The organism is Terrabacter sp. 2RAF25 (genome assembly GCF_052115265.1).
Classification (GTDB): Bacteria; Actinomycetota; Actinomycetes; order Actinomycetales; family Dermatophilaceae; genus Terrabacter.
Map to the genome: position 1 here is coordinate 37,646 of NZ_JBFRGJ010000011.1, position 18,495 is coordinate 56,140.

Below are 18,495 nucleotides of genomic sequence, written 5' to 3' on the forward strand. Positions count from 1 at the left end.
GGCGACCTGGAAGCGATCGGTCAGGCGGCGGTCTTGTGCCAGGTCGCGCAGTCCTTGGTCTGGAAGAAGGCGTCGCTCGCGAGGATGGTGACCCGGGCGGGCGCGTCGGTGGAGCCCGAGGCGAGCACGTCGGCCGGGATGCCGGCCAGACCCTTCAGGCGGGACCACTGGCAGGTCCTGCCGTCGTGACCACCTGCCGACTCGTACGTCCCCGGCGGTATGCCGCGCCCCACCAGGTAGGTGCCCACCTCGCCGACGAAGGAGGCGGACTTCGTCGTCGGGTGCTGCCCCGGCGTCTGTCCGGCGGCGTCCTCGCTCGCCACGAGCGCGTCGAGGTCCGTGGGATCCGCGGTGCTCGGCTGAACCGGGCGCGGCGCAGCGCCACGCGGCGTGGCCACGGCAGGGCCGCCACCCGCCGCCGCGGCGGCGGTGGGGGACACGGGCAGGCCGGCCTGCGTCGTGGACGGCGCAGTGGCGAGGGCCCACACGCCGAAGGCGGCGGCCAGACACAGCACGACTGCGACGCCGGTCGCGAACAGGGCCGAACGATGCGTGGCCCGATCTCGAGGCTGCATGAACCTCACCCCCCAGCAAGGACGCGTTCAGGCGTGAAGCACGTGTTCCTGACGATAGCCAGTCGTGAGGTCGGTGAGGGACAGTTCGATGATTCCGGCCGGGTCGACGCTGTAGCGCTCCTCGAGCAGCGGGCCCGACTCGAGACGCACGATGGGCACCTCGTGCAGGGCCGACGAGGCAGCGGCGCCACCGCCCTCGCCGACGGTGCGCTGGAGCTCGGGGTCGAAGGGGAAGACGATCTGGGCGACCGGCGTGAGGTCCCCGCGAGGTTCGCCCTGGTCGTCGACCGAGGAGTACTCCACGAAGCGGAACCAGCCGATGTTGTGGGCCGCCTGGTAGCGGCGGGTCACCACGACCGGCTCGGGGGCGGAGTCGTCCAGCGCGTCTGCGGTGCGGAGCGAGCGGTCCAGCACGGGGTCGAAGGACACGGCTGCCCCGCCCTCGCGCTCGCGGAAGACCCCGAAGCCACGTGAGAGCCGGTCGCGCAGCGAGAACCCGGCGTCGGGATCTGCGGCGATGGCGAGGCCCACGGCCGTCGAGGCGCTGGGGATGGGGGAGCGGTGCACCCGGCGCCCGAACCGTGACCGGAGCAGGCGGGGCACCAGCGGCAGACCGCTCGCGCCGCCGACGATGTAGATGCCGGCCACCCCCACGAGCTCCTCGCCGTGCACGTCGGACGACTGCAGCGACTGCACGAGGGGCTCCATCGCCTCGGTCGTCTCGGCGACGAGCGGGGTCACGTCGGCGTAGAAGTCGTCGACGGGAACCGTGACGGTCGTGGTGTCGCCGCCGTCCGGTGCGGGCACCTCGACGGCGATGCGGCGGGACTGCGGACCGACCCGCTCCTTGGCCTCGCGGCACTCTTCGAGCAGGACCGCCCACGACGTGTCGGACAGCTCGGTGCGTGAGCGTCCGGAAGCGCGCAAGGCGGTCGCCGCGAGGACCTCGTCGAAGTCGTCGCCGCCGAGCCGGTTGACGCCGAAGGAGTCGAGCACCTCGTGGTGGGTGCCCGACAGCCTCAGGAGCGACGCGTCGAACGTGCCGCCTCCCAGGTCGTAGACGATGACGAGGTCACGCCGCGACGTGATCGAACGGGCCTGTCGGTGCGCGAACTCGAAGCTGGCCGCTGACGGCTCGTTGACGAGTCCGGCGACGTCGAAGCCCGCTCGTCGGCACGCCTCCAGCGTGAGGAAGCGCTGGGCGCTGTTGGCCTGGGCAGGCACGCCCAGCATGGTCCGTGGCGGCTCGGTGTCGTCCAGGCGCTCGTCGATGCTCGACGCGGTGCGGAGTGCGCCCAGGACGGCCGCGAAGAGACCAGTGAGCACGTCGAAGAGGGGCACGTCACGGTCGCCCAGGCGCATCAGGGTGTCGGGCGTGACCCGTGGCTCGGCGAGCAGGCGCTTGAACGACCGGGCGGACGGCATACCTCGTCCCGCCGCTTCGAGGGCCGCGAAGCCATAGACCAGCGTCCCGGCGTCGTCCGCGACGACGGACGGGAAGTGGTCGCGGGCGTCGCCCTCCTCGTCGAGGAAGGAGACCACCGGGTAGTTGCCGCGATCGCCGTGGGCGACGACCGTGTGGGTGGTGCCGAAGTCCAGGCCGAGATCCATGCCCCAAGGCTAGGCCGCTCGTGTCTCGGCCAAAGAGGTGGACCGCAGGGCGAGCCGCCGTGCAGGATCGCGGTGGACGAGTCTCCTCTCCTCGAGCTACGACACGAGGCGACCGTCCGCCTGGCTGACCCCCGACAACCGCAGGAGCCACTCGTGTCGCGCACCAGAGTCCACAACTTCTCGATCTCGCTCGACGGCTTCGGCACCGGCGAAGGACTGTCGGCCGACGCCCCGTTCGGTCATGCGGGACACCGGCTCCACGAGTGGATGACGGCCACCAGGTTCTGGCACGGCCTCGGCGTCGTCGAGCAGGGTGAGGGCGCCGCGGGCAGCACCGGCGCCGACAACGCCTTCGCCGAGCGTCACGAGCACGGCATCGGCGCGGAGATCATGGGCGCCGGCAAGTTCGGTCCGCCGGGGTGGCAGGACGACCCGGAGTGGCGTGGATGGTGGGGCGAGAACCCGCCGTTCCACACGCCGACCTTCGTCCTGACCCACCGCCCGCGCCAGCCGCTGGAGATGGACGAGGGCACGACGTTTCACTTCCTCGACGCGTCGCCGGCTGACGCGCTCGACGCGGCTCGGGAGGCAGCGCACGGCCTGGACGTCCGCATCGGCGGGGGGCCGACCGTGGTGCGCGACTTCCTCGCCGCCGGGCTCGTCGACCACCTGCACGTCGTCCAGGTCCCGATCCTGCTCGGCCGCGGCGTGCGGCTGTGGGACGGCCTCGAGGCCCTGGAGCGGGGGTATGCCGTCGAGGCGGTGTCGACGCCGAGCGGCGTCACCCACCTCACCTTCACCCGCTGAGAACCGACCGTCTCTCCCGCCCCGCGGCGCCGCCGCCCCCCGGTGGATCGGGGCCGGCATACGGGCGTTGCGGCACGATGCGAGGGCACGCGGACTCCCCATCAAAGTGGCTCAGAGTGGCTTGAGCGGCCCGGGCGGGGTGAGCGGGTGGGTCATCGGGGGCAGCTTGCTCCAGTCAGGCGGGATGAGGAACCGGTCCCGGGGCTGGTGCTCGTAGTAGCCGGCGACCTGCGGCAACGGGGACTGACGGATCTGCCAGGTCCTGCCCTGGTCGAGGGTGACGACGAGCTGGTCCGAATGCTCGGTGACGCTCTGGTAGAAGGCGACCTCGCAGTTCGGACCGCCCTCGGCCATGGTCGTGGAGTTCGGGTCGCCAGGCAGATCGGTGACGGCGAACGAGGCGTCGCGCTGCTGGATGACCAGTCGCGGTCTGGTGCCGACGCCGGCCAGACCCCAGAGCCCGCAGCCCTGCGCGGTCGGGGTGGCCCAGCGGGTGTCTGGCACGTTGGGCACCGCGAGCCGCTGGAGCGTGCCCGCCGCCACGTTGAGTGAGCACAGGCTCACCTGGTCCGCGCACTCGATGCTGGAGACGCCGTAGTTGGGCGTGGCAGGGCCGTTCACCACGGTGAGCAGGACCGGCCGGCTCATGGTCGCCGACAGCAGGTAGGGTCCCGGGTTCTCGTGCGCCCAGTACCAGAGCCCGTTGCCGACCTCTCGGAGCAAGCCGTCCCCGGCGCCGGAAGGCTGGGCGGGGGCGTCGGTGACTGCTCCGAGGGTGACGAGCCGGTGGCCCGACCCGTCCATCACGGCGATGGCCTCTCGCCCGAGGCAGTCGTTGTCGTGCGTCGGGGTGGGACAGCGCTTCCACACCGTCAGCATGGTCCGCGAGTCGGTGCGCGCCTGGAACTGCTTCACGATGGACGCCGCCGGGAACCCGACGATCTGGTCGGCGGTCCAGTTCGGCACCCGCAGGTCCAGGGTCGGCCTCGGAGCAGGCACGGACGGGATCTGCGGCCGGCGGAGCTGGTTGAGGCCTGCGACGGCGAGAGTCAGGGCGAGCACGGCGGCCACGGCGGCGGCGACCGCGACGGCCGCTCGGCGCCGGCGAGCCCGGCGCTGGGTCGCGATCATGACCTCGAAGGGCGGCTGGTCGATCGACCGCTCGGTCTCTCGGGCGAAGCTGCGTAGGTCAGACATGGTCGGCCTCCTCGTGGTCGTCGAGGTAGCCGGCCATCTGGACGCGAGCCCGCGCCAGACGCGCCTTCACCGTCCCTTCCGGGACGGAGAGCTCCTGGGCGGTCTGCGCGACGGTCAGGTCCGCGATGTAGTAGAGCACCGCGGTGAGCCGGACCTGCGGGCTCAGCTGGCTCAACGCATACACGATGGCGACGTGGTCCTCGGGGGCTCCGGGTCCGAGCTCGATGCTCAGCTCGGCCCGGAACTTGGGCAGCACGCGGCCGGCGACGCGGGCGCGACGCCAACGGTTGCGTAGCCGGTTCAGGGCCACCGTCCGCAGCCACGCCTCCTTGTTGGCCGCGTCGATGAAGTCCGCGCGATGCGTCAGCGCTGTCAGGAACGACTCCTGCACCACGTCCTCCGCCTCGGACCGGTTGCCGCACAGGGCCACCATCTGGGTCACGAGGCGCCGGTAGGACACGTCGTACACGGCGCGGACCGCCTCGCCGTCGTCTTCGTCGTCATCGTGCATGAGCTGACCACCTACCGGATCCCCCTGTTGATGCTTCCACTCCTGACGAACCCTCAGGCGGCGTTTCGGTTGCATGCTCCCGCCAGCCCGGCGCGCGAGGAGCGTCGTCCCCTCCGGCCGGGCGCTGAAGGCGACGCCTACGCCGGCACCCTGACGTGGCGGAACGGGGTGGCCGCCAGCCCGACCGCCACGAGCGCGAAGACGGCCGCTGCCAGGAGCAGGGTGGGCCGGACGCCCCAGCCGTCGGCGAGCACTCCGGCGATGGGCGCCATCACCATCGCGACGGCGCGGTTGAACGAACGGAGCGTCGTGTTGGTGCGGGCCTGCAGCGGGTCAGGCGTCTTGAGCTGCCGGTAGCTCATCTCGTGGGAGTTGCTCATACCCATCGCCAGGCCGTAGAGGAGCTGGCCCGACAGCACCGCGGCCAGCGCGCCGACGACGCTCTGCCCGGCAAGCACCATGGCCACCACCCCGGCGGTCGTGAGGACGTGGCAGGCGATGATCGTGCGGCCGGTTCCGAGGCGTCGGCCGACCGACGTCGTAACCAGGGCCCCGATGACGGCGCCGATGCCACCCGCCGCACCCACGATGCCGAACTGGAAGGCGGTCAGGTGGAGGGTGAGCAGGACGTAGGGGGCCAGCACGACACCGACGATCGCGTTCCCGACGAACCACACGTGGGTCGCGACCGCGATGGTGGTCAGGCCCGAGGTCCGATAGACCCAGCGGATGCCCTCGGCGATCTCACGGACGAGCCGGCGGACGGTGACACCCGTGCGCTGGGGCGGTTCCTCGACCTGGATCCGGCTCAACGTCAGGGCGGAGTACAGGTAGGTCAGCGAGTCGAGCAGCACGGCGAGCGGCGCGCCCAGTGCATTGACCAGCACGCCCCCGAGCGCGGGACCTGCCGTCGAAGCCGCGGCATCCGCCCCGTCGATGCGAGCATGCGCCGGCTGGAGGTGGCGGGCCTCGAGCAGCCGCGGGAGGAACGACATCTCGGCGGCGCCGTTGATGACTGCGGCGGAACCGGTCAGCATGACGATGACCAGCAGCGCCGGCAGGGAGAGCAGGTCGAGCCACCAGAGCACGGGGATCGCCACGAGCAGAACCGACTGGGCGAGGTCCGTGCCGACCATGAGCGGCAACCGCCGCCTGCCGTCGACGAGCGCGCCGACGAGCAGCCCGAAGACGAGATAGGGGAGCCACCGCGCCGCGTTGAGCCATCCGACCTCGGACGCCGTTCCGTGCAGGTCGAGGATGACCAGTGCCTGCAGTGCGAAGAGGGTGACGTAGCTGCCCAGTCCGGAGACCGCGCTCGCCCTCCAGAAACGCAGGAAGGCGCTGGAGGGCCACGCTTCGCCGGTCACGACCGCGAGTCTGGCACGAGAGCAAGCGGCGCCGGGTCAGCCCGTGTAGTAGCCCATGAGGTCGACGATGACCTGTGTCGAGCCGGCGGAGTTGTAGATGTTGACGAGGCTGCCGGTCGTCGTGGCGGTGGACGCCAGGTTGGTGATCGTGCGACCGGGCACCGTGGAGAGCGTCGAGGTCGCCGGCGGGCTCTGACCGGAAGGGTAGAACGAGACCCATCCGTTCGCCGTCGAGATGCCTCCCACCGCGAGAGCGGCGCCGCGAACGGCATACGTGGTGTTGGGGATGCCGAAGGTGGTGGCGCGGCCCGCCGCGAGCGGGCCCGCGGGCACGCCCCACCCGACCCGCGTGTCCACGAGCCGGCGCGGCGCGACGGGGACGAACGTGAGGCCGCGACCGTCGACGTAGAAGCCCAGCGCGTCGATGACGACGTCGGCCTGGCCCTGCGCCACCGAGATGGTGACCCGGCCCGACTGGTCTGCCGGGATGGTGACGAGGTTCGCCACCGGCGTGCGGTCGGTGACGCTGACGCTCGGGACCGCAGGGCGAGCGCTGCCGGCACGGTAGGCGGTCACGCTGGTCGGGCCGGAGGCGTTCAGCACCGTCACGTTGAAGCTGACCGCGCGTGTGCCGCTGAGCAGCCCCGGAACGGTGAAGGTGACGGGCCGACCCTGCGACACCTGCTGTCGCGGGGCACCCACGCCGGTCCGCGTGTCGACGAGGCGCGAGGGGCGGGTGTACGCCGCGTAGCCGGCCCCCGTGCCCGTGCGGAAGTAGCCCTCGAGGTCCGCGGCGACGTTGACCGCGCCCCTGGCGTTGAAGAGGCGCACCGTGCCACCCGGCGCGACGCCGACCGTCACCTGGGTCGTGATCGTGCGACCCGGCACGACATCGAGGTTGGCCGTGAGGCGCCGTGACATGTTGGCCGGGTATGCCGTCAGCGTCGTCGGGGCCGTCGCGTCGAGTGCCGTGACGTTGAGGGTGACGGCGGTCGCCGTCGAGGGGAGCCCCGGCACGGTGAGCACCAGCGAGGTGTTCGCGGGGAGCGGGCGCTTGGTGGTGCCGAGCCCCGTCCTGGTGTCGAGGAGGCGTCGCGCCGTGACGGGGACGTAGACGGACCGGCCGGCGACGTACTGGTAGGCGCGCCAGGTCGACGAGGCGGACGACCTGATCGAGGCCACCTGGGGGTAGGCGGCATCGCCCGGACAGCTCGTCAGACTGAGGTCACGGTGTCCCATCACGCGCGGCTTCGTCACCCGGACGCCCGCGTCGTAGCGCGTGCTGCCGCCTGACGTGAGCACGACCGACGACGCGGGGTTGAACCCCGAGCGGTCGGCCTGCCACGCGATGGTCCGGCTCACTGCACTCGTCACCGCGCTCGGGAGCCTCACGTTGGTGAAGTCCCCGATCACCGAGACGCCCAGCGTGTCGGAGTTGAAGCCGCCGGCCTGGGCACCCTGCGTGAAGCCGTTCAGCCCGCCCTTGCGCCCCTCGTAGATGCGGCCGAAACGGTCGACGAGAAAGTTGTAGCCGATGTCGCACCAGCCGTGACTCTGCGTGTGGTAGGCGAAGATGCCGCGCACGAGGCCGGGGGCCTGGGCGGCCGTGTAGGTGTTCGCGTTGACCGTGTGGTGGACCACAGCAGCCTTGAACCCGCCCAGCGGATCGGGCTGGCACGGCATCATGCTCTCGTCGGCGCCCCACTGGGCGCGGGTCACGATGGTGGGTTGCGGAACCGACGCCACCGAGGCCGCGGATGCGGTCGACACGGCGGTCGCGGACGCGCCGGCGGTTCGGGCTCCGGCTGTGGGTGCCGTGCCGGCGGAGGTGTTCGGCGCGCCGGCAACGGTGCTCGCCGTGCCGACGGGCGAGGCGGCGACGGCCGCATCCGAGGGGGCGCTCTTCGCGTCGACCAGGCTCAGCGCGAGGTCGCGGGGCGCGGCGCCGCCGTTCGAGAGGACCCGCACCTGGGCGCCGTCGGAGCCCGCTGCCGTGAGCGGGTCGGTGCCCACTCGGGCTCGTCGGCTCTCCGCCGTGCCGGCGTCCGGGCCGTGGTCCTCGTCGACGTCGAGGCCGATCCAGCCGCTCCACCCGTTCTTCGTGTGGGTGCGGGCCTCGACCGTGAGCCCGGCGGGCGCCGCGCCCTGGTAGGTGACGCCCAGGACGTCGAACTTCGTGCCCGCGCGGCTCACCGCGGCGACCACCTTGCGCGGGCTGAGCGCGTCCGACGTGCCGGGCGCGCTGGGCGCGGCCCCCGACCCGGACGCTGCGCGAGCCGACGGTGCGGAGGACGCGGAGGACGCGGTGGACGTGGTGGACGTGGTGGACGTGATGGGGGAGGCGACGGCCGGGATCGGCACCCGGGTCACCGTCGGGGTGACGGGAGGCGACTCGGCTGCCGCCGTCGGCTGGGTCGGCGTGGCGGCCCCGGCGGGGCCCGGCACCGCCCCCGAGACGGTGCCCGGCCCCGAGGCCGGCGCGGCGGCAACCGCCGTCGTCAGCGGGCCCGAGACGGCCAGCGCGACCGGTGCGACCACGGCCAGGGCGGTGGTCGCAGCGGCGCGGGCGAGGACGGTGTGTGGACGCATCGGGGACTCCTTCGCATCAGAACTGTCGTTCTGTCCCGCTTGTCACACTATGGGCGGTGCCTCACCCACCCCAATGGCCCGCACCTGTGAATCACTCCCGGACTCGGTCAGCAGTAGCCCAACGGCAGGTAAGTCGCCCCGTCCCTCGGTGACGGTCGTTCCGCTCGGTGCGACCGTGACCGTCCCGGTGACCCGAATGCACCGTCTTGCCGGTTGTGTCGGCCCCGGTATCAGACGAATTCGCGCTTCGACCGCCGTGACCTCGGCAATCTCGAGACGGCGCCGGTGGGGTTATCCATACTGGATCGGGAGCCGCATCAGTCCGGCCGGCACGGCGTGACCGAGGTGTTCAGGGGGAAAACGGGGAGGATCATGAGCTTGACTGTCGGGCTGGACCCGCATCGCGAGACGCTGGAGGAGTGCACGAGGGTGCTGGTGGTCGACGACCACCAGGCCGTTGCCGCCGCGATGGCCCTGGCCATAGGTATGGAACCGGGGTTGGCCTCGGTGGGCGCCGCCCACAGCGCTGCGGAGGCGCGGCAGCGCGTTGCCGAACTCGCACCCGACGTCGTCGTCATGGACGTGCTGCTGGGCGACGGCGACGGCATCGAGGTGGCGGCGGAGATGATCCGTGGCAACCCGGGGCTGCGCGTCGTCGTGCTCACGGCGCACGTCGACGAGGCACTGCTGCGGCGCGCGGCCGAGGCCGGGGCCGGCGCGTTCCTGCTCAAGGAAGGCGCTCTGGTCGACCTGCTCGACGCCATCCGTGCCTGTGCCGTTGACGGCCTCGTCGTCCACCCACGCGTCATCCGTGACCTCTTCCGCGAGGCCCCACCCGCCGCTCCGACGTCGACGCCGCTGACCGCCAGGGAGACCGAGGTGCTCATGCTGCTGTCCGAGGGGCACAACACCGCGTCCATCGCCGGAAAGATGGGGATCACCCGTCTGACCTGCCGCGGGTACGTCAAGAACCTGCTGGTCAAGCTGCACGCGCACTCCCAGCTGGAAGCGGTGGTGAGCGCGCGGAAGCACGGGCTGATCGGCGCCTGACCGTGCCTTCACCTGGTCGCTCCAGATCAGCTCCGGCCGCAGGAGCGCCGGCCGCGCCGGCGACAGCCGCAGCGGGGCCGGCCGCGCCGGGCGCGGGAGCCCCGTCCGTCCGCAGTCGAACGGTCCGTCGCTTCGTGTGGTGGGGCCTGCTGGCCCTCGCCGTGTGCAGCGTGGGCGTGGGCCTTGCGGTCAGCGCGGCAGCGAGCGACATCGCAGTGCGGGAGGACAGCGCACGAGGTGCCTCCTTCGCGCGCAACGTGGTGGCGCCTCTGGTCAACGGTGCTGTCCGAAGGGGCGACCGCGCAGCGACGGCGTCCCTGGACGCGTCTGTGGGGAGTCCGCTCAGGGACGGAGCGATGGTGAGGGTGAAGGTGTGGGCTCCCGACGGCCACGTCATCTGGTCGGACGCCGACGCACTGCACGGTGAGAGCTTCGAGCTCGAGCCGGAGGAGTCCGCGCTCTTCGGGACCGACGCCGTCCGTGCGACCGTCTCGGACCTCACCAAGGCCGAGAACACCCAGGAACAGGCCTTCGGCGAGCTGCTCGAGGTGTACGCCGCCGCGCGGGACGCCGACGGCCTCCCGATCCTCGTCGAGTCCTACTGGAGCACCGACCGCATCGTGCGTGACGAGGTCGTCATCTCTCTCCGGACGGTGCCGCTGGCCCTCGGCGCTGTGGCCGTGGTCATGCTGGCTCTCGTGCCGCTCGCCCTGTCTCTCGCACGGCGCCTCGACCACGCGCAGTCGGACCGGGTGGCGCTGCTGAGGCACGCTCTCGTCGCCTCGGACACCGAGCGACGCAAGATCTCCCGCGAGCTCCACGACGGAGTGATCCAGGACCTCACCAGCCTGGGCTACGTGCTCCCGGCGGTGCAGAAGCACCTGCCCGACGAGGCGGCCGCGGAGCGTGAGGTCCTCGAGTTCCTCAGCGAACGCCTGAAGACCGACATCGCATCGCTGCGCGGGATCCTCAGCGACGTCTACCCGGTCAGCCTGGCCAGAGAGGGGCTTGCCGCCGCAGTCGAGCAGCTCGTCGAACCCGTTCGCAGCCAGGGGATCGACGTGGTGGTCGAGGTGCACCCGGATCTCCAGACGGTCTCCAGCGAAGCCGTCGAGCTCGCCTACCAGGTGATCCGCGAGGGGCTGCGCAACGTCGTCAAGCACGCCAGCGCCTCGAAGGCCCGGATCGCGGCGAGGCTGGACGGCAGCGACGTCGTCGTGGAGGTGGAGGACGACGGTGCCGGGGGGCCCGTCCTGCCCACCGGCGACGGGCACCTGGGCCTGCTGCTGATCGAGGACAGCGTCGTCGAGACGGGCGGCTCCTTCGGCGTCGGGCCATCGGGACTGGGAGGGACGCGACTCGTCGCCCGCTTCCCCAAGATGACCGTGTGGTCGTGGGCTCGCTGACCTTCCTGCACCCGGTCAGGAGCTCGAGGCGCTCGATGGCCACCCCCATCTGAGGGGTTCGCCTGCTCCCGCGCGAGGGGGTACATGACGCCCCCGCCGGGCACTGTTGTGCCACAACAAGGTTCGTCACGCTCGATGCATGGGCAACGGGGACAGCCTACGGACGCACGACGAGCCGACGACGGCTCCGGCGTGTCCCTCCGTGGCTCGTAGGACAGTCGTGACTCCCGCGGCATACGGCGTTGTGATGACAGGCGGCGGCTCGAGCTGTGCTCCCGCCCCGGACGTTCCGGTCACGTCACACGATCCCGGCATGCGGCCCCCGGGCGGGAGCCTCACGGCGGCCGGTCAGGTCGGCGGCAGCGCCGCCGCCCTGACCGTGCGCCTGAGCCTGCGACCCCACCCCGGTCCTGAGTAGGTCCGCTCTGACCCTGTGGCGGACTCGGCAACCAAATAGGCAGGTGTGGCATGAATCGCTTCCTCTGGAAGTCCACCGGGCGCCCTTCCGCCCGAGTGATCCCCGCTGCGCGGGGGACGACGTCGCGAGCATGGCGTCCGTCCGTGGCCGGTCGGTTCAGGAGGGTGGCGGCGGGCATCGCGTTCGTCATCCCGGTGGCGATGGTGGTGCCGTCGGCCGTGACGCGAGCCGCGGTGGCGCCTGTCGGCAACGGGTTCGTCGTGACCGCAGGCGACCTGTCGTTCATCCTCAAGCAGATCAAGATCGCCGAGCGTCACTCGGCCACCTGGACCGCCTCGAACCCCTGCGGCACTCTTGTCGGTCCGGCCGCCGACCAGATCCCGGACTACCTGACCTCCTACGGCCTGCGCACCACCGACGGGTCGTGCAACAACCTCAAGAACGCTGCGAGCTACACGTTCGCCGCAGCGGACCAGCCGTTCCCGCACCTGGCCGAGCCGCTCTTCCGCGACGCGGAGCCGATCACGCCCGCCTTCCCCGTGGGACCGTCCGGACCCACGAGCTACAAGCAGTTCTCGCCCGGCAACGTGGTCGTCGACTCGCAGCCCCGGACCGTGAGCAACCTTGTCGTCGACCAGACCTCGACCAACCCCGCCGCCATCGCCGCTGCGGGGTTCCCGGTGCGCAGCCAGGGCAACCCCGGCGTCTTCCCGTGCACGACAGACCCTGACCCGACAGCCGTTCCGCCGGTCGACGGCGTTCCCGCCGGCTGCGTGCCGTCGCACCACACGCTCTTCATCCCGAACGTCACGACGGATGTCGGCCTGTCGCCGCCGTTCAACTCGATGTTCACGTTCTTCGGCCAGTTCTTCGACCACGGCGTCGACCAGACGGTCAAGGACCAGGGCACCGTCTTCGTGCCGCTCAAGGCCGACGACCCGCTGCGTACGCTCGGGCCGGACGGCAAGGCGAACACCGGTGACGAGGTGCCTGCCTCGCAGGCGTTCATGGTGCTCTCGCGCGCCCAGGTGCGGCCCGGACCCGACGGGATCCTCGACGACAACCCGGCCACCACGGTCGACGAGAGCGCCGACAACGTGCCCGCCGACAACACCGACTCCCCGTGGGTCGACCAGAGCCAGACGTACACGTCGCACTCCTCGCACCAGGTCTTCCTGCGCGATTACACGATGGTCGGCGGAAAGCCCTTCTCGACCGGCAAGTTCCTCGGCGGCCTGGCCGCCGGCCAGACCTACCCGGGCTCGCCCGACGGTCAGGACGGCATCTCCACGTGGGCCTCGGTCAAGAAGCAGGCGGCCGAGAAGCTCGGCCTGCTGCTCGTCGACCGTGACGTGACGAACATCCCCATGCTGGCCACCGACCCGTACGGCAACTTCCTCCCCGGACCCGTACGCGGCCTGCCGCAGTACGTGACGTCCTCGGGGCTCGTCGAGGGTGACACCGCCAGCCCGGTGGGGGTGCCGGCGAACGTGCTGCACTTCAACACGCCGTTCCTGACGGACATCGCCCACAATGCCGACCCATCGCCCCAGGACACCGACCACAACCCGGCCACGGCGCCCGTGGCTCCGACGCCGGACACGGACCAGGTGCCGTCGGCGGACTTCGCGGCGCAGCCGGCCGGTACGTACGACGACGAGATGCTCAACGCGCACTTCGCCTGTGGTGACGGTCGCTGCAACGAGAACATCGCACTCTCGACGATCCACCAGATCTTCCACTCCGAGCACAACCGGTTGGTGGACGACATCACGAACACCCTGAACGACCCGGCCAACGCAGCACTGCTGGCCGACTTCCGCGCGGCTCACCCGTTCAACGGCACCGACATCAGCTACGGGTTCGGTGGACGCCTCTTCCAGGCCGCCCGCTTCGTCACCGAGATGGAGTACCAGCACCTCGTCTTCGAGGAGTTCGCCCGCAAGATGGTGCCGGCCGTCCGGCCGTTCCACGTCTACTCGCCGGACATCAACCCCGCGATCGAGGCCGAGTTCGCCCACGCGGTCTACCGTTTCGGCCACTCGATGCTCGACGACCTCGTCGCGCGCACCGACACGAACGCCGACGGGTCGAAGCGCGACAACAGCCTCCCGCTGCTGACGGCGTTCCTGAACCCGCCGGCATACTTCGACAACTCGGTCGATCCGACCCATCCGGTCTACTCGCCCGCAGAAGCGGCCGGTGCGGTCGTCATGGGCTCCTCGGACCAGACCGGTAACGAGATCGACGAGTTCGTGACCGAGACCCTGCGCAACAACCTGCTGGGCCTGCCGCTCGACCTGCCGACGCTCAACATGACGCGTGCCCGCGACGCCGGCGTTCCCCGGCTGAACGAGTTCCGTCGCGACGTGTTCGCGCAGACCAACGACAGTCAGCTCGCGCCTTACACCAGCTGGCAGGACTACGGGCAGCACCTGAAGCACCCGGAGTCGCTGGTCAACTACGTGGCTGCGTACGGCCTGCACCCGAGCATCACGAGCGAGACGACGATCGCGGGCAAGCGCAATGCGGCTCGTGCCATCGTCGACCCACGGCCGGCGGTCATCGACCCGGTGACCGGCGCGGTCATCACACCTGCCGACGTGCAACCGGCTGACGCCGCGGACTTCATGTTCGGCAACGGCGCCTGGGCGAACGACGCGAGCGGCCGGACGGTGACGGGTGTCGACGACATCGACCTGTGGGTCGGTGGCCTCGGAGAGGTCACGAACCTCTTCGGCGGACTGCTCGGCACCACGTTCAACTACGTCTTCCAGGGGCAGCTCGAGAAGCTCCAGGACGGCGACCGGCTCTACTACCTGGCCCGCACGCCGGGTATGAACCTGCGCACCCAGCTCGAGGGCAACAGCTTCTCCGAGATGATCCAGCGCAACACGGAGGGCACGAACACGCTGAAGGCCGACGCGTTCGCGACCGCCGACTGCAAGTTCCAGATGTCGTTCCTCAACGACCCGGCGAACACCCCGAACACGGTCGTCCGGGCGGCGACGCCGGACGTCCCGGCGAGCATCATCGGCCAGGGATCGCTCAAGGACGACCCGAACACGCCGGACTGCGACGAGAACCTGCTGCTCGTGCGCTCGCCCGACGGCACCATCGCCTACCGGCAGCGCAACGCCGTGGACCCGACCGGCATCAACGGCCAGTCGGTCTACAACGGGACCTCGGCCGCCGACCGCATCAAGGGCGGCAACGACAACGACACCTTCTGGGGTGGCGCCGGCAACGACGTCATCGACGGCCAGGGTGGCGACGACGTCGTGCTCGGCGGCGACGGTGACGACATCATCACCGACCTCGATGGTGCCGACGTGCCCAAGGGCGGCCCGGGCAACGACGCCATCGACGCCGGCCCCGGGGACGACATCCCGATGGGCAACGCCGGTCAGGACTTCATCAACGCCGGCGCCAACGACAACGAGACGTTCGCCGGACCCGGCAACGACTTCGTCATCGCGGGCCAGGGCGCAGACGCGGTCTTCGGTGACGGCGGCGACGACTGGATCGAGGGCGGCTCTGGGCAGGACCTGCTCCAGGGCGACCACGGTGCGCCGTTCTTCGACGACCCGGCGGAGACGGCCCCCGGAAACGACATCTTCGTCGGTCAGGTCGGTGAGAACGACTACGACGCCGAGGGCGGCGACGACGTCATGGCGCAGAATGCTGCCATCGACCGCAACGCGGGCGCCGGTGGGTTCGACTGGGCGATCGGGCAGTACAACACCGTTGCCCAGACGGACGACATGATGATCAACAACAACCTCGGTGGACTGCCGATCCAGCTCGTGGTCAACCGTGACCGCTGGCAGGAGACGGAGGCCGACTCCGGCACGGCGTTCGACGACAGCATCAAGGGCACCGACGGTGTGCTCGCCACGCCTCGTCTGATCGACGCGACGACAGGCGGCTTCTCCGGCTGCGACGCCATCGACCAGGCAGGGATGGCCCGCATCGGCGGACTGTCCGACATCCTGCCTCCCGTGGCCCAGTGGCAGGGCACCGCGACCGCGGTGGCCGCACTGTCCGCCTCCGGCAGCTGCCCGCTCACCGGCCCGGTCTGGGGCGAGGGCGACATCCTGCTCGGCGGCGGTGGCAGCGACACCATCGAGGGTCGTGCCGGCGACGAGATCATCGACGGCGACCGCTACCTCTCGGTGCGCATCAGCTACCGCACCAACCCGGCCGACCCCGCCACTGAGACGGGGACGACCGACCTGATGGAGAACAAGGCGATCCCCGCCACCGCCACGAACCCGTGGGGTCCAGGGACCACCGGCATGACCCTCCAGCAGGCCGTGTTCGCCGGAATCGCCCACCCGGGCAACCTGGTGGCCGTGCGCGAGCTCAAGACGGCCGCGCCCGACGCGACCGCCGTGGACACCGCCGTGTTCTCTGCGGCCTCGACCACCTACACGATCACCGCGAACGCGAACGGCAGCATCACCGTCAACAGCAACGGTGGGGCTGACGGGATCGACACCCTGTGGAACATCGAGCAGCTGCGGTTCACCGACACGACCATCTCAGTGGCCCCGCGGGCAGCGGTGACGCCGACGTCGATCGCTTTCCCGAACACGAACGTCGGTGCGACCTCTGCGGTGCGCAACATCACCGTTCGGAACACCGGCATCGCAGCTCTGCGGGTCACCGCCGCCACCGTCACCGGCACCGACGCGACCTCTTTCACGGCCACTCCGGCCGCCGGTTGCGCCTCGGTCGCCTCGCAGGCCACCTGCCTCGTCGCCGTGCGGTTCGCGCCGCGAGCGGCCGGGCTGAGGTCGGCGACGGTGACGATCGTCACGAACGCTCCGGGTGCCTCGAGCACTGTGGCGGTCTCGGGCACGGGCGTCGCCGTGGCTCCGACGGCGCCGACGATCGGCACCTCTGTCCGCGGCAACGCCTCGGTGACCGTGAACTGGACTGCACCGGCCAGCGACGGCGGTTCGCCGATCACGGGCTACGAGGTGCGCGTCCTCTCTGGTGGTGTGCAACAGGGTGCGCTACGGCCGGCCGCGGCAGGTACCACCAGCCTGCTGGTCACGGGCCTGACCAACGGCACCGCCTACCGGTTCCAGGTCAGGGCGGTCAACGCGATCGGGGCAGGAGCCTTCTCGGCGCAGTCCGCCGCAGTGACTCCTGCGACCACGCCGGGCGCCGCGACCATCACCGCGGCGAATGCGGGTGCCGCGGGTGGCGCCCGGACCGCGTCGGTCAGCTGGACACCGCCGACGAACACCGGCGGGGCCGCGATCTCGGCGTACACGGTCAGCGCCTACCGCGTCACGGCAGGCACGCCGGCCGCAACACCCGAGCAGTCGGTCGTACTCGGCGCAGGTGCGCGGACGCGCAACTTCACCTTCACCAGTCCCTCCGGCAGCAGCTACGTGTTCGAGGTGGTCGCCTCCAACGCCGTCGGCAGCGGTCCTGCGGTGCGCTCGGGGACGGTGGTGCCGCAGTGACGACACGGCACCTGCCGTAGGAACCCCCACAGGGATGGGAGACAACTGAACAGCGTGGAAGGGGCGGACCGCGTCGTCGGTCCGCCCCTTCGGGGCGTCCAGGGCGACTCGGGGCGTCTCGGGGCGTTCGGGTCATCCGGACGCGCCGGGGCGGCACGGCATACGGTGTCGGTCATGGAGCGCCCTGCCGAACCCGACCGTGCAGCCTGGCTCGACCTGTCGGCCGGTGTCGCCGGAGACATGCTGCTGGCCGCGCTCGTCGATGCGGGCGCCCCTCTGTCACAGGTCCAGTCGGCCGTCGACGCCGTCATCCCCGACACCGTGCGACTCGTGGTTTCCGAGGTGCAACGCGCTGGTATGCGTGCGCTGAAGGTGGATGTCGAGCTGCTGGCTCCCGACCAGCACCACCGGTCGTGGTCGGTGATCCGCTCTCGCCTGACAGCGGCCCCACTGGACGACTCGACCCGCCATCGGGCGCTCAGGGCCTTCGGCGCCCTCGCGGAGGCCGAGGCGCGCGTGCACGGTGTCGGCGTCGACGAGGTCCACTTCCACGAGGTGGGTGCCTGGGACTCGATCGCCGACGTCGTGGGGGTCTGCGCCGCGCTCACGTCGCTGGGGGTCTCGTCGGTGACCGTGTCGAGGATCGCTCTCGGCTCCGGCACGGTGAACGCGGCGCACGGACGGATCCCCGTCCCGGTGCCTGCCGTGCTGGAGCTCGTGCGTGGCTGGGACGTCGTGTCCGGTGGTGACGGCGAGCTCGCCACACCCACGGGCGTCGCGCTGGCGACTGCGCTCGCGACCGGGCAGGGCGACCTGCCACCCGTGCAGGTCATCAGCCGCGGCGTGGGCGCAGGCACCAAGGACGTGCCCGGACGCCCCAACGTCGTCAGGGTGGTCCTCGGTCAGCCGGTCGGCGGATCCTTCACGGTCGACAGTGCACTGCCGCCTGACGACCACGACGCGGGTGCTTCCGAGCCCACCGACCTGGAGAGCGCCGAGATGGTCGTTCTGGAAGCCAATGTCGACGACCTCGACCCACGCCTGTGGCCCACGGTCATCGACGCGCTCATGGATGCCGGGGCCGCCGACGCCTGGCTGACGCCCATCGTCATGAAACGGGGACGGCCGGCCCAGCAGCTCTCGGTCCTCACCGACGCACGACACCGAGCAGCCCTCTGCGAGCTGTTCCTGGCCACGACGACCACCATCGGGATTCGCGAGACGACGGTGCGGCGGTGGGCGCTTGCACGGGGTTGGTGCGACGTCGACGTGGACGGGTGCCGCATCGGCGTCAAGGTGGCCCACCGTGACGGTCGGGTCGTCACTGCGACGCCTGAGTTCCGTGACGTCGAGGCGGCTGCCTCGACATCGGGGCTTCCCGTGCGCCACGTCCTGGACAGGTCGGTGGCGGCTGCCGTGGTCGCCGGGCTGGTCGCGGGTGCGGCCGTGCCGGAGGGCCTGCGCGCGCAGGCGTGACGGGGGGC

General features: G+C 71.0%; 11 protein-coding genes. 5 read left to right on the forward strand and 6 right to left on the reverse strand.

Translation table 11 applies throughout. The features are described 5' to 3' along the window. Positions 1–20: 20 nt before the first annotated feature. Together AB4091_RS20615 and AB4091_RS20620 are read right to left on the reverse strand one after the other, a co-directional pair. Positions 21–575 carry a hypothetical protein gene (locus tag AB4091_RS20615; RefSeq protein WP_442294533.1) on the reverse strand — a complete coding sequence of 185 codons (555 nt, stop codon included), beginning with the start codon at positions 573–575 and terminating at the stop codon, positions 21–23. Between the two features lie 27 nt (positions 576–602). Continuing rightward, positions 603–2,186, reverse strand: a complete 1,584-nt coding sequence (locus AB4091_RS20620; RefSeq protein WP_442294535.1) for an Hsp70 family protein — start codon at positions 2,184–2,186, stop codon at positions 603–605. 153 nt (positions 2,187–2,339) lie between these two features. On the opposite strand from AB4091_RS20620, the gene AB4091_RS20625 reads away from it, so the two are divergent. Continuing rightward, positions 2,340–2,993 carry a dihydrofolate reductase family protein gene (locus AB4091_RS20625; protein WP_442294537.1) on the forward strand — a complete coding sequence of 218 codons (654 nt, stop codon included), beginning with the start codon at positions 2,340–2,342 and terminating at the stop codon, positions 2,991–2,993. A gap of 111 nt (positions 2,994–3,104) precedes the next feature. Here AB4091_RS20625 and AB4091_RS20630 read toward each other — a convergent pair whose 3' ends face one another. The 4 genes from AB4091_RS20630 to AB4091_RS20645 all read right to left on the reverse strand — a co-directional run bounded on the left by AB4091_RS20630 (position 3,105) and on the right by AB4091_RS20645 (position 8,657). Next, the gene (locus AB4091_RS20630) at positions 3,105–4,190 is read right to left on the reverse strand and encodes a hypothetical protein (protein WP_442294539.1); all 1,086 of its coding nucleotides are present in this window, start codon (positions 4,188–4,190) and stop codon (positions 3,105–3,107) included. Continuing rightward, the gene (locus AB4091_RS20635) at positions 4,183–4,701 is read right to left on the reverse strand and encodes an RNA polymerase sigma factor (protein ID WP_442294541.1); all 519 of its coding nucleotides are present in this window, start codon (positions 4,699–4,701) and stop codon (positions 4,183–4,185) included. Before AB4091_RS20635 ends, AB4091_RS20630 begins: the two co-directional genes overlap by 8 nt. 137 nt (positions 4,702–4,838) lie before the next feature. Further along, positions 4,839–6,068, reverse strand: coding sequence for an MFS transporter (locus tag AB4091_RS20640; protein ID WP_442294543.1), 1,230 nt, complete (start codon positions 6,066–6,068; stop codon positions 4,839–4,841). Between the two features lie 36 nt (positions 6,069–6,104). Then, complete coding sequence (locus tag AB4091_RS20645) at positions 6,105–8,657, reverse strand: N-acetylmuramoyl-L-alanine amidase (protein ID WP_442294545.1); 2,553 nt, start codon at positions 8,655–8,657, stop codon at positions 6,105–6,107. A 336-nt stretch (positions 8,658–8,993) separates the two neighbouring features. On the opposite strand from AB4091_RS20645, the gene AB4091_RS20650 reads away from it, so the two are divergent. The 4 genes from AB4091_RS20650 (at position 8,994) to larC (ending at position 18,487) form a co-directional block, all read left to right on the forward strand. Further along, positions 8,994–9,707 (forward strand): response regulator transcription factor, encoded by a 714-nt coding sequence (locus tag AB4091_RS20650; protein ID WP_442294547.1) that lies wholly within the window; start codon positions 8,994–8,996, stop codon positions 9,705–9,707. A 356-nt stretch (positions 9,708–10,063) separates the two neighbouring features. Then, complete coding sequence (locus AB4091_RS20655) at positions 10,064–11,113, forward strand: sensor histidine kinase (protein WP_442294549.1); 1,050 nt, start codon at positions 10,064–10,066, stop codon at positions 11,111–11,113. A 561-nt stretch (positions 11,114–11,674) separates the two neighbouring features. After that, the gene (locus AB4091_RS20660) at positions 11,675–17,011 is read left to right on the forward strand and encodes a peroxidase family protein (RefSeq protein WP_442294551.1); all 5,337 of its coding nucleotides are present in this window, start codon (positions 11,675–11,677) and stop codon (positions 17,009–17,011) included. A gap of 174 nt (positions 17,012–17,185) precedes the next feature. Then, positions 17,186–18,487 carry a nickel pincer cofactor biosynthesis protein LarC gene (larC, locus tag AB4091_RS20665; RefSeq protein WP_442294553.1) on the forward strand — a complete coding sequence of 434 codons (1,302 nt, stop codon included), beginning with the start codon at positions 17,186–17,188 and terminating at the stop codon, positions 18,485–18,487. Positions 18,488–18,495 lie beyond the last annotated feature (8 nt).

Excerpts from the sequence above, each read along its gene's own strand:
- AB4091_RS20630 (WP_442294539.1), bottom strand. The coding sequence starts at position 4,190 with ATGTCTGACCTACGCAGCTTCGCCCGAGAGACCGAGCGGTCGATCGAC.
- larC (WP_442294553.1), top strand. The coding sequence starts at position 17,186 with ATGGAGCGCCCTGCCGAACCCGACCGTGCAGCCTGGCTCGACCTGTCG.
- AB4091_RS20615 (WP_442294533.1), bottom strand. The coding sequence starts at position 575 with ATGCAGCCTCGAGATCGGGCCACGCATCGTTCGGCCCTGTTCGCGACC.
- AB4091_RS20620 (WP_442294535.1), bottom strand. The coding sequence starts at position 2,186 with ATGGATCTCGGCCTGGACTTCGGCACCACCCACACGGTCGTCGCCCAC.
- AB4091_RS20645 (WP_442294545.1), bottom strand. The coding sequence starts at position 8,657 with ATGCGTCCACACACCGTCCTCGCCCGCGCCGCTGCGACCACCGCCCTG.
- AB4091_RS20655 (WP_442294549.1), top strand. The coding sequence starts at position 10,064 with ATGGTGAGGGTGAAGGTGTGGGCTCCCGACGGCCACGTCATCTGGTCG.
- AB4091_RS20635 (WP_442294541.1), bottom strand. The coding sequence starts at position 4,701 with ATGCACGATGACGACGAAGACGACGGCGAGGCGGTCCGCGCCGTGTAC.